The organism is Prosthecodimorpha staleyi (assembly GCF_018729455.1).
Classification (GTDB): domain Bacteria; phylum Pseudomonadota; class Alphaproteobacteria; order Rhizobiales; family Ancalomicrobiaceae; genus Prosthecodimorpha; species Prosthecodimorpha staleyi.
In genome coordinates this window covers 224060-244327 of sequence record NZ_JAHHZF010000004.1, presented here as the reverse complement: position 1 = coordinate 244327, position 20268 = coordinate 224060, and the positions used below count along the sequence as shown (strand labels likewise).

Here is a 20268-nt window from a genome sequence, read left to right as displayed (position 1 = left end):
TCAGAACTTGACCGGCGTGAAGACATGGGCCGGTTCGGCGGAGAAGTCGAAGTTGGTGTGCAGGCGCGCGGTCATCTCCTGGATGAAGCCATAGGCTTCGACGATTTCGTCGAACTGGGCCGGCGCGGGATCCAAACGAGCCAGTTTGACCAGGAGCGCGATCTCCTCGGTCGTGGCCTTGGGGGCAGGCTTCTCGATCGGACGCGACATGTCGCTTTCCTCTGCAGCGGAACCGCCCGGTCTGGCGCCGGCACGGCCCAAATTGAATACAATCGGCGGCGAAATTTGTGCAATCAGCATGCCATGCCGGGTGCAGGCCTGATCTGCACGAGGAGAGATGGGCTACGTCGCTTCGGTCGGTGCTTGCGAGAATGGCAAATTATAAAGAAATAACAATGCTCTGATCGAACGGACGACGGACCTCTATCGTTGTATGGCTATCGAATGGCCTGCAATCCATGAGCGGTTACGGAGCGGTAATGTCCCGGCGAATCCGCTTATCTTGTACGCATTCTCGCGATGGTGCACTGCGCAATTGATCGACATTCTTTAGGGACGGTTCAATAAAATATTGAAAAATATAGAGATTTCATACGACGGTCATGCACGATCTTTCGACAGCGGCAATTATTGTATCCATTTGGATGGCCGCCTATCGTTTGTGTCCGGAGGTACTGCGGCCGACCGCACAGCGATTGGTCGCAGGATGCGCTTCCCCTGTCGCACCGGGACCCGGAGACGGTCCGCCCCCCACGAAGGCCATCAGCCACGGAGCCCATCCGATGCGTCGCCGCACACTCGTCAAGGCTTTCCTTCTTGCCGGCCTTGCCACTCCCTTTGCCTATGCACCTGCGCCGGCTACGGCCGCCGAGAAGGTCTTGCGGGTCGGTATGACCGCCGCGGACGTGCCTCTGACCACCGGCCAGGCGAACCAGGGCGGCGAGGGCGTCCGGTTCATGGGGCTCTCGCTCTACGACGCCCTGATCATGTGGGACCTGTCGTCTTACGAGAAGCCCGCCGTCCTGAAGCCGGGCCTGGCAACCGAATGGAAGGTTGACGACGCCACCAAGAAGATCTGGACCTTCAAGCTGCGCGAAGGGGTCAAGTTCCACGACGGCTCGGGCTTCGATGCCGATGCGGTGGTCTGGAATCTCGACAAGCTGTTGAAGAAGGACAGTGCCCAGTACGATCCCTCCCAGGCGGCCCAGGCCTCGCAATATTTCGGCGGGATCGACAGCTATCGCAAGATCGACGCGATGACGGTCGAGATCACGACCAAGACGCCGGATGCGGTGTTCCCCTACCAGATTTCCGGCATCGTCTATTCGAGCCCGAAGCGCTGGGAGGAGGTCGGCCGGAACTGGGCCGAATTCGCCAAGCGGCCGTCCGGCACCGGCCCGTGGATTCTCGAAAAGCTGGTCCCGCGCGAACGCGCCGAACTGCTCCGGAATGCGAACTACTGGGACCCCAAGCGGGTGCCGAAATCGGATCGCCTGGTTCTGATGTGCATGCCGGACAGCTCGACCCGCACGGCGGCGCTGCTGTCCGACCAGGTCGACTTCATCGAGGCCCCGCCGCCGGATGCGGTGCCGCGCCTGAAGCAGTCGGGCATGCAGATCATCACCAACGTCTATCCGCATATCTGGCCCTATCAGCTGTCCTATGCGGACGACAGCCCGTTCAGGGATGTGCGGGTGCGCAAGGCGGCCAATCTGGCCATCGACCGCGAAGGCCTCGCCAAATTCCTCGGCGGCCTGGCCACGCCGGCCTCCGGGCAGGTCAACAAGGGCCATCCCTGGTACGGCAAGCCGACCTTCGAGATCAAATACGATCCGGAAGCGGCCAAGAAGCTGATGAAGGAGGCCGGCTTCGACGAGAAGCATCCGGCCAAGGTCAAGTTCGGCATCTCGACCTCGGGCTCCGGGCAGATGCAGCCGCTGCCAATGAACGAGTTCATCCAGGAGAACCTGAACGCGGTCGGCTTCCAGGTCGAGTTCGAGGTGATGGAATGGGAGGCCCTGCGCGGCAAGCGCCGCGCCGGCGCGATGTCGCCCGAGACCAAGGGCCTCAACGGCATCAACAACAGCTGGGCCTACTGGGATCCGGACATCGGCATCCTCGGCATCTCGATGACCCGGCTGAAGCCGCCGGCCGGCTACAACTGGGGCGCCTTCTCGGACCCGGAGATCGACGCGCTCGGCGAGAAGGCCAAGACCACCTTCGATCCCAAGGAACAGGACAAGGTGCTCGCCGAGATCCACGGCAAGCTGGTCGACAAGGCGATCTGGATCTGGGTCGTGCACGATCTCAACCCGCGCGGCCTCGGCCCCAAGGTGAAGGGCTTCGTCCAGGCGCAGAGCTGGTACCAGGACCTCACGCCGGTCTGGGTCGACAAGTGACCGCCGCCCGGCCGGCGCCCCGCTCGCGCCGGCCGGACCTCCGCCACCGGACAGGGGGGAGCACCGGATGCTCAGCTACATTCTCCGCCGCATCGCCTATGCGCTGCCGATCACGCTCGGCGTGACGATCATCTGCTTCTCGCTGATCCACCTCGCGCCGGGCGATCCCCTGAGTGCGGTCCTGCCCGACAATGCCGGTCCGGAAATGCGCGAGCAGATCAAGATCGCCTACGGCTTCGACAAGCCGCTGCCGGTGCAATACCTGCTCTGGCTGAAGAATGTCGCGACCGGCGACTTCGGGCTTTCCATCCAGTCGCGCCGGCCGGTCGTCTCCGAGGTCCTGCCGGCCGCTCGCAATACCGCCTATCTGGCGCTCGCCGCCGTTCTGATCGGCTTTCCGTTCGGGATCCTGATGGGTGCCGTCGCCGGCTACACGGTTGGCGGCTGGGTCGACCGGGCGGTGACCTCCGTCGCCGTCACCGGGGTCAGCGTGCCGCACTACTGGCTCGGAATGGTGCTGGTCGTGATCTTCGCGGTCAATCTCGGCGCGCTGCCGGCCATGGGCATGGGGCCCGGCGGCCAGTCGAGCTACGCCTTCGACTGGGCGCATCTGCGCCACCTCGTCCTGCCGGCGATCACGCTGGCAGTGATCCCGGCCGGCATCATCGCCCGATCGGTGCGCGCGACCGTCGCCGATATCCGCCGGCGCGAATTCGTCGGCATGCTGCAGGCCAAGGGCATCGGCGAGGGCCGCGTGCTCTATCACGTCGCCAAGAATGCCGGCCCGACCATCCTGGCCGTCGCCGGGCTGCAGTTCGCCCAGCTGCTCGGCGGGTCGATCCTGGTCGAAACCGTGTTCTCCTGGCCCGGCACCGGCTTCCTGCTCAACACCGCGATCTTCACCCGCGACCTGCCGATCCTGCAGGGGACGATCCTCGTCCTGTCGATCTTCTTCGTCTTCATCAACCTGGTCGTGGATGTCCTCCAGACCTTCCTCGACCCGCGCATCAAGCGCGCCTGAGCCGGAGGACGCCCCATGGCCATGGCCGAACCCGCCACCATCCGGACCGTCAGCGAGGTCCTCAATGCAGGCCGCCCGGCGCGCGCGAGCATCTCGCGCAGCTACTGGGCCGGCGTCCGCCGTCGCCTCGCCCGCGACCGCGTCACCATCGTCTGCGCCGCGATCCTGTTGGTCATCCTGGCGGCGGCGATCTTCGCGCCCTACGTCACCTGGGCCGATCCCTACAAGACCAGCATGATCCGGCGTCTGCTGCCGCCGGGTTCGCCGAACCATCTTCTCGGCACCGACGAACTCGGCCGCGACATGTTCACCCGCCTGGTCTATGGCGGCCGCATCTCGCTCTTCACCGGCTTCATGCCGGTCTTCGTCGCGACCCTGATCGGCGGCACCCTCGGCGTGCTGGCCGGCTATCTGGGCGGGCGGTCCAACATGCTGATCATGCGCGTGATGGACGTGTTCTATGCCTTCCCGTCGGTCCTGCTGGCGGTGGCCATATCGGGCGCGCTCGGCGCCGGCCTGGTCAACGGCCTGGTGGCCATGTCGCTGGTCTTCATCGCCCCGGTCGCCCGCGTCTCGGAGACCGTCGCCACCCAGGTGCGCAACGAGGATTTCGTCGAGGCCGCCCGCGCCACCGGCGCGCGGACCTGGCGCATCCTGATCGAGCATATCCTGCCCAACGTCCTCGGGCCGATCCTGATCTACGCCTCGAGCCTGATCAGTGTCGCCATCGTGCTCGCCTCCGGCCTGTCCTTCCTCGGCCTCGGCGTCTCGCCGCCCAATGCCGACTGGGGGCTGATGCTCAACACGCTGCGCCAGTCGATCTATGTGGCGCCGGTCAACGCCATCCTGCCGGGCGTGATGATCTTCGTGACCTCCATGTGCTTCAACCTCATGAGCGACGGACTGCGCGCCGCCATGGATGTCCGGTGAGGGCCGCCCCATGACACTTGCCGTCGTCCCCGAAAGTCCCCGCCTGCCGGTCTCCGCCGACCCGCGCGACCGTGGCGGACCGATGCAGCCGATGCTGCTGGTCGAAGACCTGAAGAAGCATTTCCCGATCAAGGGCAGCCTGTTCAGTCCGTCACGCGCCGTCGTGAAGGCGGTTGACGGCGTCTCCTTCGAAGTCGCCAAGGGCGAGACGCTCGGCATCGTCGGGGAGTCCGGCTGCGGCAAGTCGACCACGGCGCGCCTGCTGATGCACCTGATCCAGCCCGATGCCGGCACGATCGTCTTCGACGGCGATCCGGTCGGGGTGGTGCGCGGCATTCCGGTCGACGAACTGCAGCGCAACATGCAGATGGTCTTCCAGGACAGCTACGCCTCCCTCAACCCGCGCCTGCCGATCGCCGATTCCATCGCCTTCGGACCGAAATCGCATGGCCTGCCGAAAAGCGAGGCGCGGGAGCGGGCACGCGATCTGCTCGGCATGGTCGGCCTCAACCCGCGGCTCTTCGCCGAGCGCTATCCGCACGAACTGTCGGGCGGCCAGCGCCAGCGCATCAACATCGCCCGGGCGCTCGCCATGCATCCCCGGCTGGTCATCCTGGACGAGTCGGTCTCCGCGCTCGACAAGTCGGTCGAGGCCCAGGTCCTCAACCTGCTGGTCTCGCTCAAGGAACGCCTGTCGCTGACCTATCTGTTCATCTCCCACGATCTCAACGTGGTGCAATATGTGTCCGACCGCGTGATGGTCATGTATCTCGGCCGCGTCGCCGAGATCGGTCCGGTCGAGCGGCTCTACGAAGCCCCGCAGCATCCCTATACCCGCGCGCTGCTGTCCTCGCGGCCGTCGATGGACCCGCGCCGGCGCGTCTCCGTTCCGCCGCTCTCCGGCGACCCGCCCAATCCGGTCAATCCACCCTCCGGCTGCCGTTTCCGCACCCGCTGCCCGCTCGCCGAGGCCGTCTGCGCCGAAATCGAGCCGCCGCTGTCGGCGCTTCCCGATTTCCCGGCCCACAAGGTCGCCTGCCACGCCGTCGCGGCCGCATCCGGCCACAGCGGCACGGCGTTGCCGGTCTGAGGAGGATCCCATGGCCGTACCCCATCCCAGGCCCGATCCTGCGGCCGATGCCGGTCCCTCCGCCGCGGCGGCGACGGCGCCCTTCGTCTCGGTCAGGGACCTGACCGTGCGCTTCGTCTCACGTGATGCCGACGTGAAGGTCATCAACGGGGTCAGCTTCGACGTGCGGAAGGGCGAGGTGCTGTGCCTGCTCGGCGAGTCCGGCTCGGGCAAGAGCGTGACCATGCGCACGCTGATCCGGCTCCTGCCGCCGACCGCCCGGCTCGGCGGGGCCGTCACGATCGACGGCATCGACGTGCTCGGCCTGGCCAAGAACGATCTGAAGCGGCTGCGCGGGTCGCTCGCCGCCATGATCTTTCAGGAACCCATGACCGCGCTCGACCCGGTCTTCACGATCGGCCAGCAGATCGGCGAGGCTCTGGTCGAGCAGAAGGGCATGTCCTGGGCGGACGCGCGGGCGCGGGCGCTGCAACTGCTCGAACTGGTCCAGATCCCGTCGGCGCGCCGCCGGCTCGACAACTATCCGCACGAATTGTCCGGCGGCCTGCGCCAGCGCGCCATGATCGCGCTCGCCCTGTCGCTGTCGCCGAAGCTGCTGCTCGCCGACGAGCCGACCACCGCACTCGATGCGACCGTCCAGATCCAGGTGCTTCTGCTGCTGCGCGAACTGCAGAAGGAACTCGGCATGGCGACGGTCTTCGTCACCCACGATCTCGGCGTCGCGGCCGAGATCGCCGACCGGATCGGCGTCATGTATGCCGGCCGCCTGGTCGAGCTCGGCGAAGTGGCCGAGATCATGGACGCGCCGCGCCACCCCTACACGGAAGGGCTGATGCGCTCGACCGTGCATGCCGGCATGCGCGGCAAGGTGCTCGACGCCATCCCGGGCGCGCCGCCCGATCTTGCCGACCTGCCGCCCGGCTGCGCCTTCGCGCCGCGCTGCCGATCCGTGCGCGAGCACTGCCTCGCCGTCGAGCCGGCCGCCGAGACGGTCGGTCCCGGCCGGATCGTGCGCTGCCTGCGCCACGGCGACGACCCGGCCTATGCGGCTTCCGCCCCCCTCGCCATCGGTTGATCAGACCCCGTCATGACCCCAGTCCTCGCCCTCCGCATCCTGCTCACGCATCTGGCCGCTGGTTGCGGCGGGGCGGTCGCGGCCCAACTGAAAATCCCTCTGCCCTGGATGATCGGATCCCTGACGGTGGTCGCCGCGCTCGGTCTATCCGGATTGGCCGTATCGACCCACCGCACGGCTCGGGACGGCGCCGTCCTGGTCATCATGACCGCGCTCGGGCTGACCTTCACGCCGGAAGCCGCTCGCGCCGCCGCGGCACTGCTGCCGGAAATGCTCGCCGCCGCCGTGGCGACGGTGGCGATCGCCGCCCTGCTGTCGCGCGTCCTGATGCTGACGGCCGGGATCGACGCCACCACGGCCTTCTTCTGCTCCGTGCCCGGCGGCCCGGTCGAGATGAGCATGATGGGCGAGCGCAACGGGGCACGCGTGCCCGAGATCGCGATGAACCAGCTTCTGCGCATCGTGCTTCTGGTCATCATCATCCCGACCGCCATCACCCTGTCGGGCGCGACCGGCGACGTGGCCACGCTGCATTCGCGCATCGCCTTCGATCCTGCCGGCCTCGCGCTCTCGCTGGCGATCGCCCTCGTGCTCGCCCTGATCGCGCGCCGCCGCGGCCTGGCGACTGCCTTCCTCCTGATGCCGATGGGCACCGGCGTCGTTCTCGGCCTGACCGAGGCCAATCTCTCGGCGGTGCCGACCTGGATGTCGAATGCCTGTCAGGTGGTGATGGGCTGCTATCTGGGCGCCCAGTTCCGCCGCGATTCCGTCCGCGCGCTGCGCCGCTTCATTCCGTCGGCGATCCTCAACGTGCTTCTGCTGACCGCTGGCTGCTCGGCGGTCGGCTACGTCATCGCGCTGGTCTCCGGCATGCCCTGGCCGACCGCGATCCTGTCGACCTCGCCGGGCAGCGTCACCGAAATGGCGATCACCGCCAAGGTGCTGCATTTCGACGTGCCGACTGTCACCGCCTTTCATGTCCTGCGCATTTTCCTGGTGCTGGCGACGGTGCCGCTCGTCCATGCCGGTCTGAAGCGGATCGGCTATTTCGGCCCGCCGTCCCGGTCCCTGTCCGCATCTGCCGCCGAGAGGAGCCCGGCCGAATGAACGCCCCCGTCGCCGCCAAGGCGCTGCACCATCTGACCGCGGCCGAAGCATCCCGGCTGATTGCCGCCAAGGCCATCTCGCCTGTCGATCTCGTCAAGGCGCTGCTCGCCCGCATCGAGGCGGTCGAGCCGCGGATCGCGAGCTACATCACGCTCGACGCGGAGGCCGCGCTGACCGCGGCCCGGCGTGCCGAGGCCGAGATCGCGGCCGGTCGATGGAAAGGGCCGATGCACGGCATCCCCTTTGCGGTCAAGGACAACTACGACGCCGCCGGCCTGCCGACCACGGCCGGCTCGCGCCTCTCGGAAGGGTGGCCGCGACCGGATCGGGACGCCGCCCTGGTCGCCCGCATGAAGGCGGCCGGTGCTGTGCTGATGGGCAAGCTGGCGACCTGGGAGTTCGGCACCGGCAATGGCGGCGAGTATTTCGATCTGCCCTATCCGCCGGCCCGCAATCCCTGGCACCTCGATCATTTCCCGGGCGGCTCGTCGAGCGGGGCCGGCACGGCGGTGGCGGCCGGTACCGTCACGGTGGCCCTCGGCTCCGACACGACCGGATCGGTGCGGCTTCCGGCGGCCGCGACGGGGGTCGTCGGCGTGAAGGGCACCCACGGCCTGCTGTCCAAGTCCGGCATCCTCGCCAATTGCTATTCGATGGACATTCCCGGGCCGCTGACCTGGACGGTCGAGGATTCCGCCCTGGTCATGAATGCCGTCGCCGGCCACGACCCGGGCGATCCGACCAGCCTGACCGGTCCGGTGCCGGATTTCCGCAACGGCCTGAAGCAGGGCGTGGCCGGTTTGCGGATCGGCGTGATCCGCTCGCTCGGCCCGGGCATGACGCCGCCGGACGCCGATATTGCAGCGGCCTTCGAGGCCGGGCTGGCGGTGCTGGCGGATCTGGGCGCGGTCCTGATCGAGACCGATTTCCCGGCCCCGGTCGCGGACTTCTACGCCTGCACGCGGATCATCGGTCCGGTGGAATCGGCGACCATCCACGAGCGCGAACTGCGCGAGATGCCCGACCGGATGGGCTTCGCCCTGCGCGACAAGCTGATGTTCGGCGCCCAGGTGCGCGCGGTCGACTACATCGCCGCGCAACGGCGGCGGCGTACCCTGGCCGCGGCCATGAACGCGCTGATGGCGCGCTTCGATGCGGTCGTGACCTTCGGGGCGGCCCATGCGGCGCCGCGGCTCGGCGTCGAGCCGGAGATGACGGCCTTCACCACCGATACGGCGCTGGTCCCGTTCAACATTTCCGGCCATCCGAGCCTGGTGCAATGCACCGGCTTCAACGCCGCCGGCCTGCCGCTGCACTGGCAGATCGCGGCCCCGCATCGTGCCGACCCCATCTTGCTCAGGGTCGCGGCCGCCTATGAGGCCGCCACGCCCTGGCGCGACAGGAGACCCGAACCATGACCGCCGTCACACCCGTCACAGCCGCCGATCCGCTGGTCTATCTGACCGTCGCCGAAGCCTCGCGCCTGATCGCGGCGCGCAAGCTGTCGCCCGTCGAACTGGTCGAGGCCTATCTGGCCCGGATCGACGCCATCGACGACGTGGTGCACAGCTACATCACCGTGCTCGCGGACCGAGCGCGCGCCGCCGCCAGGATCGCCGAGGCCGAGATCCTGGCCGGCCGCTGGAAGGGGCCGCTGCACGGCATCCCCTTCGCGGTCAAGGACAACTACCACGTGAAGGGCGTCAAGACGACCGGCGGCTCGCGGCTGATGCTGGACTATGTCGCCGACGAGACCTCGACGGCGATCGAGAAGCTGGAGGCCGCGGGTGCCATCCTGCTCGGCAAGCTGAACACCTGGGAATACGGGACCGGCACCGGCGAGATCTATCCCGACCTGCCGTTCCCGCTCGCCCGCAACCCGTGGAACCCGGCCCGTCACACCGGCGGTTCGTCGACCGGGGCCGGTGTCGCGGTGGCGGCCGGCACGGCCATGTTCGCGCTCGGCTCCGATACCGGCGGCTCGGTCCGGTTGCCGGCGGCGGCGACCGGCGTCTACGGCATGAAGGCGACCTACGGGCTGATGAGCCGCGCCGGCTGCCTGCCGAACTGCTGGTCGCTCGACGTGGTCGGCCCGCTGACCTGGACGGCGGAGGACAATGCGACGGTCGCGCAGGTTATGGCCGGCTACGATCCGCGCGATCCGCAATCCGCCGACGTGCCGTCCTACGACCTGATGGCCGGCTTCGACATGGGTCTGAAGGGTCTGACCATCGGCGTGGTGCGCGACCTCGGTGCCGATGCGCCGTCGATGGACCCGGACATCGTGACGAAACTCGCCGAAACCGAGGCCATGCTGACCGATCTCGGCGCCACCGTCGTCGAGATCGCCCTGCCGGCGCCGCTGTCCAAGTACCGGGCCGTGACCGGCACCATCAACTGGGCCGAGAGCCTGTCGATCCACGAGCAGGACTTCATGGAGCGCAGCCACCTGATGGGCAAGGCGCTCAAGGACAAGATGACGTCCGGCTTCACGGTCCGGGCCGTCGACTATGTCGCCGCCACCCGCTACCGGCGCCAGCTCGCGGTCACCACCGACGCGGTGATCCGGACGGTCGACGCGGTGCTGGCGCCCTGCACCTTCATCACGGCGCCGAGCTTCGAGGACCAGGAGCGGCTGGTGAAATTCACCTTCGGCTCGGCCACCTCGATCTTCAACGTCACCGGCCATCCGGCCATCTCGATCCCGACCGGCTTCGACCGCGACGGCATGCCGACCTCGGCGCAGATCGTCGGCCGCTACTTCGACGAGGCGACCACCTACCGGGTCGCCCGCGCCCTCGAGAAGGCCGCCGGCACGCGCGGCCTGCGCCCCGCTCTCTGACGCCCGTCCCGCAACCGTCCGCCCTTTCGAGGAGACCGCCATGTCCGACCATCCTGCCTGGACCCAGGACGAGATCAACGCCTTCGCGGCCCGCTACGGACTCTTCAATCTGACGCCCGAGCATCTCGCGCGCATGCGCGAACTGGCCGATCGCGTCTCGGCCGCCGGCCGCGCCATCCCGCGCATGCCGTCCAAGGGCGACGAGCCGGCCAGCACCTTCCGCGTTCCCCTGGCCTGAAAGACGAGGATCCGACCATGAATGCTCCGGTGAAATCTCCGACGCAGCCCTGGCAGATGTCGGCGGCGGAAGCCTCGGCCCTGATCCAGGCGCGTGCCCTCAGCGCCGAGGAGCTGACCCGCTCCTGCCTCGACCGCATCGCCGCCCGCAATGCCGACGTGAAGGCCTGGGTCTGGCTCGATCCCGAACGCGCGATCCGCAAGGCCAAGGAACTCGACAAGGTGCAGATCCATGCCGGCGCGAAGAGTCGCCTGCACGGCATCCCCTTCGGCGTCAAGGACATGATCGACACGGCCGAGATGCCGACGACCAACAACTCACCGATCTATCCCGACAACCAGCCGTCCCACGACGCGCAGGTCGTCCGCATCATGAAGGCGGCCGGGGCCTTCGTGATGGGCAAGTGCGACACGGTCGAATTCGCCGCCGGCGGCCGCAAGGCGCTGACCCGCAACCCGTACGACTTCGCCCGCACGCCGGGCGGCTCGTCCTCCGGCTCGGGTGCGGCGGTAGGCGACGGCCAGGTGCCGATCGCCTTCGGCACCCAGACGGGCGGCTCGCATATCCGGCCGGCCAGCTTCAATGGCGCCTACGGCATCAAGCCGACCCACAACACCTTTTCCTGGTCGGGGGCACGCCATCTCTCGCCGACGCTCGACACGCTCGGCTGGTACGGCCGATCCGTCGAGGATCTGGTCCTGGTCGCCGAGGCTGCCCGGATGGTCGGCATCGACGCCATGCCGGACGTTTCCGTCAAGGGGCTGAAGGTCGGCTTTTCCAGGACCCACAATTGGCCGAAGGCCGAGGAGGGCACGGTCGGCGCCATGGAGCGGGCGGTCCGCCTGCTGACCGAGGCCGGGGCGATCGTCACCGACCTCGATCTGCCGGAACCCTTCGCCGATCTGAATACCGCCCAGCATATCGTCATGAACGGCGAAGGACGGGTGCAGTTCCTGGCCGACTATGTCCAGAACTACGAACTGCTGCACGAGGACTTCCGCAAGAAGGTCGAGAATTTCGAGGCCATCACCCCGGAGAAGCTGCTCTGGGCCTTGGATCTCGCGGCCGCCTGCCGCCCGGTCTTCGACAAGCTGTTCGGGCCGGAACTGGACGTGATCCTGACGCCTTCGGCCTGCGGTGAGGCGCCGTTCAAGCCGTCCGAGACGACCGGCGACCCCGCCTTCAACTCGATGTGGACGCTGCTTCACGTCCCGACCGTCAACATTCCCGGCCATCTCGGTCCGAACGGCCTGCCGGTCGGCGTGACGCTCGCCGGACCCCGCTTCGGCGATGCGCGGCTTCTGGCAATCGCCAAGGCGGTCGCACCGGTGCTCGATCCGAAGGCCGCCTGAGCGCATCCCGGCCGGGCCGTCGCCCGGCCGGACCATCGTCTGGTCGGGCCATCGTCCGGTCGGGGCTGCCGGCACGCGCGTGGTGCGCCGGGTCGCGGAATCGCTGCGGAGGTTCCGTATCGTTTCGGCCGTGCTCGATCGGAAGATAACATTCTTGTGATTCGGTCGTGATCGTTCTGTCCGAAGAAGACGGAATTCAGTCCGTGGTCATGATCCTGCGATCTTGATGGCAACGGTAAGCTGTGATCCGATCACGCATTTTCAATGCTCAAGTATTCTATTAAAATCATCGCGAACGGCCGGTCAGGCCTGCTCATAACTGCCGAATAACCGATGATGTAAGGAAAATAACAGCTCCGAACGACCATCCTCCTGTCGTTGCGGAAGGCGCCGGCCTGTTCGGCTCCCGGGCGGGCGACGCGAAAAGGAGGGGAACGCGATGCATTCGAAGATCGGTCTTGCGACAATGGCGCTGGGCGCGGCGGTGGCACTTGCGGCGATGGCCGCGGCGCCGTCGGAGGCGCTCGCCAAGAAGGGCGGCAACAGCGGCAGTGGCGGTGGCGGCGGCAGCAGCGGCGACGTGCGCTACACCTGCCGCGCGACCGGCGCGCCCGACATCAGCATGCAGGCGCGCTGGGAGGTGAAGAAGGGCCGCAAGCGCTTCCGCGTCGAGTTCGAGGCCGCCACGGGCGGCGCCTATACGGTCGGCCAGATCATGACCGTCGCGGTCGGACCGGTCGAGACCGCGCTCGACGTGGGGTCCGCGGCGCTTGAGGTGATCGGCGCCGATCTGGTCTTCGAACTGGGCTTCGACAGCAAGGCGCAATCGGGCGGCGACAATCTCGCGTTCCCGCCGAATTTCCCGACCATCACGGCCGCGACCGACGTGACCGTGAAGACCGGCGGCGCCGCGGTCCTCGGCTGCACGCTGCGCTGAAGCCCGTCCGGTCCGGATCGAGGCGATTCGGACATGCACCGGACATTCGAATCCTCGGGACGGGCGGGATCCGTCCGTCCCGGTCGATCCTCAAGCTGAGGATCAGGCCGGCTGATGCAGGCGGAGATTGAACAGGGGGCCGGTCGAGTAGCGGTGCAGGGCCTTGGCCACGGCCAGAATGCCGAGGTCGGCGAGCGGTTCGATGATGATCACGCTCATATAGGCCACCCCGAAGGTGGAAACCTCCGCGACGGTCTCCGCCGTGAAGCCGTGGCCGTAGAAGGCCCAGAAGGCGACCCAGCACACGATGCCGCCTTGAAACAGCGTCGAGAGCGCCAGCGCCTGGGAGTATTTCAGGTCGACATAGGGCGTCGCCGGGGCAATGATCCGTCGCGCCATGAGGCTGATGGCATAGAGCGGAACCAGCAGCGTCGTGACGTTCATGCCGTATTGCGGCAGGTCGGCCGGGGCGAAGAACAGGCCCTGGATCAGGAGCCCGGCCGCCAGGCCGATCGCTGCGGCACCGGCGCCGAACAGCAGAAGAAGGGTCGAGCCGAGGATCAGATGGACTTCGGAGACGCCGACCGGGTGGTGCGGCAGAACCTCGAAGAACGAAAAGACGAGGCCGGTCGTCACGAGCGAGCGCAAGGCCAGCGGCAGAAGGCCGGTCGAGCGGGCGTCGTCGGCGGCCATCCTCGCGGCGAGACCGAAGGACGCCACGGCCGTGGCATAGCTGAGAACGAGCTTGGCGCCGTCGACGACGCCGGGTTCGATATGCATGGGTCTTCCCCTGGGCCGTGCCCGCCGCACGGTCGATATGGATGGAACGGTGCGAGGGCAGGGTGGCACCGACCGAGGCAGGTTTCCCGGCTCGCGGCACTCGTCCCGCCACCCCTTCCCAGCCTTCGGCCAGTGGGATTCGTGGCAGACCGTCGCTTACGGTCGCGGGGGCGGCTGCGGCTTCGGATCGCTCCTCACCGCATTCCCTCTCGGGCGGACAAAATCCACCCTCACCTTGGTTCTCAGATTATTCACGCCTCGACCGGGCGCGGCAAGACATCGATCGGGGTGATGTAGCTATCGTAAAGATGTCCGGTTTTCGTAGCTCGTAATCTGTCCGCTTCGTTCTTGATTTACCCCGGGGAATTTGGCCGTCGTGGAAGCGTGTCGCGCGGCCTCGGCGATGGTGATGCGTACGTCCGCCACATCTCGTCCCCTCCAATCGATACAATCTGGAATATATAAATTAACGAAAGACAGTCTCTGGTCAGATTACAAGCTTGCCACATTAGTGAACGTACCACTTGTGGATTTAATGGATGATGTGATATTATATAACCTAGTAAATTCAAAAGAGTATTCCATGGTAAATCTCGAATTCCACACTGTAATCAAATTCCTAGGGGTTCTTCGCTCCTGGGACCCTGACATGCCGTTCCAGCAGGTCCAGACCCTTCTCCTGGTCTCGATGTACCCTGGTATCACCTTGTCAGAGCTTGCCGACCGCCTGGAAATTGCACAGTCCTCGGCCAGCCGGAACGTTGCGGCTCTTGGTAAAGTGCATCGTCTTCAGAAAGAAGGCCTCGACTTTGTCGAGGCTATTGAAGATCCGAGTGAGAGGAGGCGCAAGATTTGTTTCCTGACTGAGCGTGGTCACCGTGAAGTTCTCGGCCTAATGCGGATGCTCTACCCAGATTTCAACTTCGATGCTGGGCCGACTGCGAAAGAGCGGATCGACAACGTCATGTCTTCGCTCAGGAAGCGTCGGTAGCGTTGGTGCCGGCGCTCGGGCTCGAACCGAGACGCTGTTACGCGAGAGGTTTTGAGACCCTCGTGTCTACCAGTTCCACCACGGAGGCTATACGACGGGTATTTCTGTTGGACTAGTAGGTTAATGGTAATGTCCCGCTGGGTGGTGTAGCTGGACGGTAGCGAAGCGGCCCGCCTGAGCGCCGTCACCAGTGCCGTATCGGGCGGGGAGCATTTGTGATCGGTCTGGGCGCGTGCGGTCAGCAGGGTGGGGTAACCGCAGCAGCCGGCGCGCTTCCGACACTTGGTAGGGGGCAGTCCAGCCCCGATCAGGCCGGTGCGAGCTTGCGCTCGGCAATGGCCACCCAGACGGCGGCGCCGAGCGGCAGGGCGGCGTCGTTGAAGTCGTAGCGCGGGGAATGCAGGCCGGCCGTGTGGTTCGGCGTACCCTGGCCGACCCACAGATAGGCGCCCGGCCGCTCGTTGAGCATGAAGGCGAAGTCCTCGGCCCCCATGCTCGGCTCGACCGTCTCCTCGATGGCGAGGCCCGGCATGTCGCGCAGCACGCCCTGGACGAAGCGCGCCTCGTCGGCGTCGTTGATGGTCGCCGGATAGCGGCGCTGGTAGTCGATCGTCACCGTGCAGCCCATCGCGGCGGCGACGCCCTCGGCGATCGCGCGCAGCCGGGTTTCGATCAGGTCGCCGACGGCCGGGTCGAACCAGCGCACGGTGCCGGTCATCCGGCAGGAATCCGGGATCACGTTCCAGGCGTCGCCGCCGTGGACGGTGGTCACGGAGACAACCGAGGAGGCCATCGGCGAGACGTTGCGCGACGCGATGGTCTGCAGCGCGCTGCCGATCTGGAACAGGCAGGCGATCGGGTCGACGCCCTGGTGGGGCATGCCGCCATGGGCGCCGCGACCGGTCACGGTGATGTCGAAGATGCCGAAGGCCGCCATCATCGCGCCGGTGGTCAGGCCGGCGCGGCCGAGCGGCAGGCCCGGCCAGTTGTGCATGCCGAACACCGAATCGACCGGGAATTCGCGGAACAGGCCGTCGGCGATCATGCGCGCCGCGCCGCCCTCGTTCTCCTCGGCCGGCTGGAAGATGAAATGCACCGTGCCGTCGATCGTTTCGCTGCGGGCGAGGCGGCGGGCGGCGGCGAGCAGCATGGCCATGTGGCCGTCATGCCCGCAGGCATGCATGCGCCCCGGCCGCGTCGACGCGTAGGCGACGCCGGTCGCCTCCTCGATGGCCAGCGCATCCATGTCGGACCGCAGGCCGATGACGCGCGAAGAGGTGCCGCGCCGCAGCGTGCCGACCACGCCGGTGCCGCCAAGGCCGGTGCGGACTTCGAGGCCGAATTCCTTCAGCCGGGCCGCCACGAAGGCCGAGGTGTCGTGCTCCTCGTAAGCGATCTCGGGGATCCGATGCAGGGCCCGCCGCCAGGTGACGGCATCCTCGATCTCCTCGTTGGAAAAGACGACGGGGGGCATGGCGTTCATGGCGGAGCCTTCGGTTCGGACGGCGAGATGGACTGGGCGATGGAGTCGGAAGGAGGTCTTGTCGCTCGGACAAATCCGTCCGGCGGCCTGCGGCCTAGTCGGCCGGCTTCATGCGATAGCGGAAGTCGCAGCGCTTGGCACCCTGCATCAGGGTTCCGGTGCGGGTCAGCTCCATGTTCGGATTGTAGCCGGTGCAGAACTCGCCGTCGCGATTGCAGGACAGGAGATGACCGATCTCGCCGAGCCCCATCTCCCGATACATCTCCGCATAGCGGCAGCGGACCACATCGAATTCCAGCGTCTCGGGTGTCGCGGTCTTCACCTCGATGGTCAGGGCATCGTTGGCGGTCCAGTTCGGCAGGATGGCGGCGAAATCGGCGAAGTCCGGGTCGTGGCCGAGCTCGGCGCGGAACTTGGCACCCTGCGCGATGGCCGAGCGCGACACCGCCGCCCCGATGGTGGCGCGGGCGGTCTCCGGGCCGTGGCTCTCGGTCAAAACGTCATAGACGTGCTTCAGGATCTCCGCCTCGATGCGGCGCCGTTCGATGATCGGAAGCATGCTGGCTCCTCCTGGTTCGGAAGCGGGGCGGCCTCTGCGGCGGGCAAGGGCCGGTCGCGTCAGTGGACATGGCCGCCCAGATAGGCCTCGACGATGCGCGGGTCGCCGGCGAGATCGGCGGACGGTCCCTCGATGACGATCCGGCCGCCCTCCATCACGGCGGCACGGTCGGCGATGCGCAGGGCCGCCTTGGCATTCTGCTCGACGATCAGGATCGACAGGCCCTCCGAGCGGATCTGCGCCAGGAGGTCGAAGATGCTCTTGACCACCTTCGGGGCGAGACCGAGCGAGGGCTCGTCGAGCAGCAGGATCGACGGACGCGCCATCAGGGCGCGCGCGATGCACAGCATCTGCTGCTCGCCGCCCGACAGCGAGCCGGCCATCTGGCCGCGCCGCTGGCCGAGCACGGGGAACAGCGCCAGTACCCGGTCGAGTTCGGCGAGGCCATGGCGGCCGCCGCCGATGGCCAGATTCTCCAGGACCGTCATGGAGGCGAAGATCTGCCGGCCTTCCGGCGCCTGCAGGAGCCCGCGGGCGACGATCTCGTGGCTCTTCAGGCGGGCGATATTTTCGCCGCGGAACAGGATGCTGCCGGCCTTCGGGCTGTAGATGCCCGAGATCGCCCGCATCAGGGTGGTCTTGCCGACGCCGTTGGAGCCGAGCACGGCGACGATTCCGCGCTCCGGCACGGTCAGGTCGACGCCGTGCAGGATTTCCTGCAATCCCATGGCGACGGTCAGGCCGCGGATGTCGAGCAGGCTCATTCGTCGACCCCCAGATAGGCTTCCAGCACGGCCGGATCGGCGCGCACCACGGCCGGCTCGGCATCGGCGATCTTGCGGCCCGAGGCGAGCACGACGACGCGCGAGCAGATGCCCATGACCAGGTTCATGTCGTGCTCGACCAGCATGATCGAAAGCCCCTCGCCGTTGAGCGAGCGGATGAAGCGGGCGAGGTCGGCGGTCTCGGAATCGTTGAGGCCGGCGGCCGGCTCGTCGAGGATCAGGAGTTCGGGCTTCATCGCCAGGGCGCGCGCGATCTCCAGATACTTGCGCTTGCCGTAGGAGAGATTGGCGGCCAGATCCTCGGCCACGCCGCCGAGGCCGACCCGCTCCAGCGCCTCCCAGGTCCTGGCCGAGATGGCATCGGCGCGGGACCGCCGGCCGAACACCGCCGCGAAGGCCGACTGGCCCATCGCCCCGACGGCGCCGACCGAGACATTGTCGAAGACCGACATGTTCGGAAAGACGCGCAGATTCTGGAAGGTCCGCGACATGCCGCGGGCGGCGATGCGGTGCGGCTTCAGGCCCTGGATCGGCTCGCCCTTGAAGCGGACGGCGCCGGCGGAGAGCGGGGTGAAGCCGGAGATGAGGTTGAACAGGGTCGTCTTGCCGGCGCCGTTCGGGCCGATCAGGCCGACCAGTTCGCCCGTCTCGACCCGGGTGGAGACGCCGTCGACGGCGACCAGGCCGCCGAAGCGCCGGGTGACGTTTTCGATCTCGAGCAGGCTCATCGCCAACCGACCTCCCGTTCGGACGGGGCGGAGCCCCATTTCAGCCCGAAGCCGCGGCGGACCAGCGACAGGGCCGAGACCTCGCCGAGCAGCCCCTTGGGCAGGAACAGGATCGACACGAACATCACGATGCCGACCATGACGTTGCGCAGGTCGCCGATGCCGCGCAGCACCTCCGGCAGCAGGATCAGCAGCGCCGCGCCGATGATCGCACCGGGCAGCGAGCCGAGCCCGCCGACCACGATCATGGCCAGGACCAGGATCGAGGTGTTGAAGCCGAAATCACCGGGCGAGACGTAGCCGGTCGTGTAGGCCCAGAGCGCACCGGCGATGCCGGCGAAGAAGGCCGAGACGGTGAAGACCTCGATCTTCAGGCGCACCGTGTCGACCCCCATCGCGTCGGCGCACTGGTCGTCCTCGCGCAGCGAGCGCAGCGCATTGCCGTAGTAGGAGTGGCTGAGGCGGTGCAGCACCCAGATCGACAGCGCGACCAGCCCGGCGACCAGGAAATAGACCGCGACGGGAGATTTCACGGGCCAGCCGAACAGGTTGATGCCGGAGAACAGCATGACGCCGTTCGGACCCTTGGTGACCGCGACCCAGTTCAGCAGCACGGTATGGATCATCTGCCCGATGGCCAGCGTGGCGACCGCGAAATAGATCGAGACCAGCCGCATGGTCGGCAGGGCGACCACGAAGGCGAGCGCGGCGGCGGCGAGGCCGGCGGCCGGCAGGCCCCAGACGAAGCCGAGCTTCATCTCCGTGCCGAGCAGGGCCGCCACATAGGCGCCGACCCCGTAGAAGGCCGCGTGGCCGAGATGCAGCAGGCCGGCGGCGCCGGTGACCAGATGCAGCGACACCGCGAGCAGCGCATAGATCAGCACCAGCTGGGCGACCTGGAAGAAGTAGCCCTTGCCGAACTTCGCGAGGCCGTAGGGCACCAGCGCGAAGACGACGAGGAGCACGAGGAGCGGGACCAGCCGTCCCCTGGCGAACTCAGACACGTTCCCTCCCCGCTCCGAAGAGACCTTGCGGAAAGAAGATCAGGGTGACGATCAGGAAGCCGTAGGCGACCATGTCGGCCCAGTTGGAGGAGATGAAGGTGGTGGCGAGGCCCTCGGAGAGGCCGAGCAACAATGCGCAGATCACGGCTCCCGGGATCGACGACAGCCCGCCCATGACCATCGCCACGAAGGCCTTGATGCCGGGAACGAAGCCCATGGCGGGGAAGATCGCTCCGTAGTAGAGGCCGACCAGGATACCGGCCCCGGCGCCCATCATCGAGCCGAGCGCGAAGGTGGTGATGATGGTGCGGTCGGTGTCGATGCCGACATATTTGGCGCCGAGCGGGTTGGCCGAGACGGCGCGGATCGACAGGCCGATGCGGGTGCGCTTGAGCAGATATTGCAGTCCGCCGAGCATGACCGCCGCGACCGCGAAGATGATCACGTCGCCGGTGACGATGGTGACCGGACCGAGCTCGATCGGCTTGTTGATCAGGTAGTCGAAGGGCAGCGGCTGCATCTGCGAGCCGAAGCCGATCTCCAGGCCCTCGCGCACCACGATCGAGACGGCGAGCGACGACATCAGCGTCGATTCGCGCATCGCCCGCGATTTCAGGGAGGCCTCGTCGGAGAAGCGTCGGAACGGCTTGAAGGCGATGCGTTCGAGACCGAAGCCGAGCGCGGCGCCGAAGGCCAGTACGGCGAACAGCACGACCAGGAAGGGCGGTGCGAAGGCCGTGATCAGAAGCAGGCCCGCGAAGGCGCCGACCGTATAGACCTCGCCATGGGCGAAGTTGACCACGTTGAGCACGCCGAAGATCAGCGTGAAGCCGATCGCCATCAGGGCGTAGATGACGCCCTGCGACAGGCCGATGGCCAATTGCTGCAGGTAATAGGGATCGATCACGGCGGCCCCCTGGCGGCGCGTCGTTCGGACCGGGCGATGG

The 20268-nt window shown here is 67.1% G+C and carries 20 protein-coding genes and 1 riboswitch; of the genes, 12 read left to right on the top strand and 8 right to left on the bottom strand.

Features of this window, described 5'->3' with window-relative positions:
• Entirely contained in the window at nucleotides 1–210 is a 210-nt protein-coding gene (locus KL771_RS09525) for a hypothetical protein (RefSeq protein WP_261968301.1), read from the bottom strand.
• Between the two features lie 572 nt (nucleotides 211–782).
• Here KL771_RS09525 and KL771_RS09520 point away from each other — a divergent pair.
• From KL771_RS09520 to KL771_RS09470, 11 genes are all read left to right on the top strand, one after another.
• Entirely contained in the window at nucleotides 783–2399 is a 1617-nt protein-coding gene (locus KL771_RS09520) for an ABC transporter substrate-binding protein (RefSeq protein WP_261968300.1), read from the top strand.
• A gap of 67 nt (nucleotides 2400–2466) precedes the next feature.
• A complete protein-coding gene (locus KL771_RS09515) occupies nucleotides 2467–3420 on the top strand; it encodes an ABC transporter permease (RefSeq protein WP_261968299.1) in 954 nt (317 codons plus the stop codon).
• 21 nt (nucleotides 3421–3441) lie between these two features.
• The gene (locus KL771_RS09510) at nucleotides 3442–4350 is read left to right on the top strand and encodes an ABC transporter permease (protein ID WP_261968542.1); all 909 of its coding nucleotides are present in this window, start codon (nucleotides 3442–3444) and stop codon (nucleotides 4348–4350) included.
• Nucleotides 4351–4360: 10 nt separating this feature from the next.
• Nucleotides 4361–5440 carry an ABC transporter ATP-binding protein gene (locus tag KL771_RS09505; protein WP_315901492.1) on the top strand — a complete coding sequence of 360 codons (1080 nt, stop codon included), beginning with the start codon at nucleotides 4361–4363 and terminating at the stop codon, nucleotides 5438–5440.
• A gap of 10 nt (nucleotides 5441–5450) precedes the next feature.
• Nucleotides 5451–6515, top strand: coding sequence for an ABC transporter ATP-binding protein (locus tag KL771_RS09500; protein WP_261968298.1), 1065 nt, complete (start codon nucleotides 5451–5453; stop codon nucleotides 6513–6515).
• A gap of 12 nt (nucleotides 6516–6527) precedes the next feature.
• Nucleotides 6528–7622, top strand: a complete 1095-nt coding sequence (locus tag KL771_RS09495; protein WP_261968297.1) for an AbrB family transcriptional regulator — start codon at nucleotides 6528–6530, stop codon at nucleotides 7620–7622.
• Nucleotides 7619–9040 carry an amidase gene (locus tag KL771_RS09490; protein WP_261968296.1) on the top strand — a complete coding sequence of 474 codons (1422 nt, stop codon included), beginning with the start codon at nucleotides 7619–7621 and terminating at the stop codon, nucleotides 9038–9040. Before KL771_RS09495 ends, KL771_RS09490 begins: the two co-directional genes overlap by 4 nt.
• The gene (locus tag KL771_RS09485) at nucleotides 9037–10464 is read left to right on the top strand and encodes an amidase (RefSeq protein ID WP_261968295.1); all 1428 of its coding nucleotides are present in this window, start codon (nucleotides 9037–9039) and stop codon (nucleotides 10462–10464) included. Before KL771_RS09490 ends, KL771_RS09485 begins: the two co-directional genes overlap by 4 nt.
• 40 nt (nucleotides 10465–10504) lie before the next feature.
• The gene (locus KL771_RS09480) at nucleotides 10505–10702 is read left to right on the top strand and encodes a hypothetical protein (protein ID WP_261968294.1); all 198 of its coding nucleotides are present in this window, start codon (nucleotides 10505–10507) and stop codon (nucleotides 10700–10702) included.
• Nucleotides 10703–10719: 17 nt separating this feature from the next.
• Entirely contained in the window at nucleotides 10720–12054 is a 1335-nt protein-coding gene (locus KL771_RS09475; protein ID WP_261968293.1) for an amidase, read from the top strand.
• Between the two features lie 439 nt (nucleotides 12055–12493).
• Entirely contained in the window at nucleotides 12494–12991 is a 498-nt protein-coding gene (locus tag KL771_RS09470) for a hypothetical protein (protein ID WP_261968292.1), read from the top strand.
• Nucleotides 12992–13093: 102 nt separating this feature from the next.
• Here the strand turns inward: KL771_RS09470 and KL771_RS09465 are convergent, their stop codons facing one another.
• The gene (locus tag KL771_RS09465; protein WP_261968291.1) at nucleotides 13094–13771 is read right to left on the bottom strand and encodes an energy-coupling factor ABC transporter permease; all 678 of its coding nucleotides are present in this window, start codon (nucleotides 13769–13771) and stop codon (nucleotides 13094–13096) included.
• A gap of 59 nt (nucleotides 13772–13830) precedes the next feature.
• Nucleotides 13831–14024: riboswitch (cobalamin riboswitch) on the bottom strand.
• Nucleotides 14025–14420: 396 nt separating this feature from the next.
• Here KL771_RS09465 and KL771_RS09460 point away from each other — a divergent pair.
• A complete protein-coding gene (locus tag KL771_RS09460; protein WP_261968290.1) occupies nucleotides 14421–14762 on the top strand; it encodes a MarR family transcriptional regulator in 342 nt (113 codons plus the stop codon).
• Between the two features lie 307 nt (nucleotides 14763–15069).
• Here KL771_RS09460 and KL771_RS09455 read toward each other — a convergent pair whose 3' ends face one another.
• From KL771_RS09455 to KL771_RS09430, 6 genes are all read right to left on the bottom strand, one after another.
• The gene (locus KL771_RS09455; protein ID WP_390866573.1) at nucleotides 15070–16245 is read right to left on the bottom strand and encodes a M20 aminoacylase family protein; all 1176 of its coding nucleotides are present in this window, start codon (nucleotides 16243–16245) and stop codon (nucleotides 15070–15072) included.
• A 94-nt stretch (nucleotides 16246–16339) separates the two neighbouring features.
• Nucleotides 16340–16804 carry an L-2-amino-thiazoline-4-carboxylic acid hydrolase gene (locus tag KL771_RS09450; protein ID WP_261968289.1) on the bottom strand — a complete coding sequence of 155 codons (465 nt, stop codon included), beginning with the start codon at nucleotides 16802–16804 and terminating at the stop codon, nucleotides 16340–16342.
• A gap of 59 nt (nucleotides 16805–16863) precedes the next feature.
• Nucleotides 16864–17562 carry an ABC transporter ATP-binding protein gene (locus KL771_RS09445; protein ID WP_390866581.1) on the bottom strand — a complete coding sequence of 233 codons (699 nt, stop codon included), beginning with the start codon at nucleotides 17560–17562 and terminating at the stop codon, nucleotides 16864–16866.
• A 2-nt stretch (nucleotides 17563–17564) separates the two neighbouring features.
• Complete coding sequence (locus tag KL771_RS09440; RefSeq protein WP_261968287.1) at nucleotides 17565–18317, bottom strand: ABC transporter ATP-binding protein; 753 nt, start codon at nucleotides 18315–18317, stop codon at nucleotides 17565–17567.
• A complete protein-coding gene (locus tag KL771_RS09435) occupies nucleotides 18314–19321 on the bottom strand; it encodes a branched-chain amino acid ABC transporter permease (protein WP_261968286.1) in 1008 nt (335 codons plus the stop codon). The genes KL771_RS09440 and KL771_RS09435 overlap by 4 nt, the downstream gene beginning before the upstream one ends.
• Nucleotides 19314–20228 carry a branched-chain amino acid ABC transporter permease gene (locus KL771_RS09430; protein ID WP_261968285.1) on the bottom strand — a complete coding sequence of 305 codons (915 nt, stop codon included), beginning with the start codon at nucleotides 20226–20228 and terminating at the stop codon, nucleotides 19314–19316. Before KL771_RS09430 ends, KL771_RS09435 begins: the two co-directional genes overlap by 8 nt.
• Nucleotides 20229–20268 lie beyond the last annotated feature (40 nt).

Bases quoted from the DNA above. Each gene is read 5' to 3' on its own strand.
- KL771_RS09485 (WP_261968295.1), top strand. From the start codon at position 9,037: ATGACCGCCGTCACACCCGTCACAGCCGCCGATCCGCTGGTCTATCTG.
- KL771_RS09455 (WP_390866573.1), bottom strand. From the start codon at position 16,245: ATGAACGCCATGCCCCCCGTCGTCTTTTCCAACGAGGAGATCGAGGAT.
- KL771_RS09490 (WP_261968296.1), top strand. From the start codon at position 7,619: ATGAACGCCCCCGTCGCCGCCAAGGCGCTGCACCATCTGACCGCGGCC.
- KL771_RS09480 (WP_261968294.1), top strand. From the start codon at position 10,505: ATGTCCGACCATCCTGCCTGGACCCAGGACGAGATCAACGCCTTCGCG.
- KL771_RS09470 (WP_261968292.1), top strand. From the start codon at position 12,494: ATGCATTCGAAGATCGGTCTTGCGACAATGGCGCTGGGCGCGGCGGTG.
- KL771_RS09465 (WP_261968291.1), bottom strand. From the start codon at position 13,771: ATGCATATCGAACCCGGCGTCGTCGACGGCGCCAAGCTCGTTCTCAGC.
- KL771_RS09475 (WP_261968293.1), top strand. From the start codon at position 10,720: ATGAATGCTCCGGTGAAATCTCCGACGCAGCCCTGGCAGATGTCGGCG.
- KL771_RS09520 (WP_261968300.1), top strand. From the start codon at position 783: ATGCGTCGCCGCACACTCGTCAAGGCTTTCCTTCTTGCCGGCCTTGCC.
- KL771_RS09505 (WP_315901492.1), top strand. From the start codon at position 4,361: ATGACACTTGCCGTCGTCCCCGAAAGTCCCCGCCTGCCGGTCTCCGCC.
- KL771_RS09525 (WP_261968301.1), bottom strand. From the start codon at position 210: ATGTCGCGTCCGATCGAGAAGCCTGCCCCCAAGGCCACGACCGAGGAG.
- KL771_RS09495 (WP_261968297.1), top strand. From the start codon at position 6,528: ATGACCCCAGTCCTCGCCCTCCGCATCCTGCTCACGCATCTGGCCGCT.
- KL771_RS09500 (WP_261968298.1), top strand. From the start codon at position 5,451: ATGGCCGTACCCCATCCCAGGCCCGATCCTGCGGCCGATGCCGGTCCC.
- KL771_RS09515 (WP_261968299.1), top strand. From the start codon at position 2,467: ATGCTCAGCTACATTCTCCGCCGCATCGCCTATGCGCTGCCGATCACG.
- KL771_RS09460 (WP_261968290.1), top strand. From the start codon at position 14,421: ATGCCGTTCCAGCAGGTCCAGACCCTTCTCCTGGTCTCGATGTACCCT.
- KL771_RS09440 (WP_261968287.1), bottom strand. From the start codon at position 18,317: ATGAGCCTGCTCGAGATCGAAAACGTCACCCGGCGCTTCGGCGGCCTG.
- KL771_RS09450 (WP_261968289.1), bottom strand. From the start codon at position 16,804: ATGCTTCCGATCATCGAACGGCGCCGCATCGAGGCGGAGATCCTGAAG.
- KL771_RS09510 (WP_261968542.1), top strand. From the start codon at position 3,442: ATGGCCGAACCCGCCACCATCCGGACCGTCAGCGAGGTCCTCAATGCA.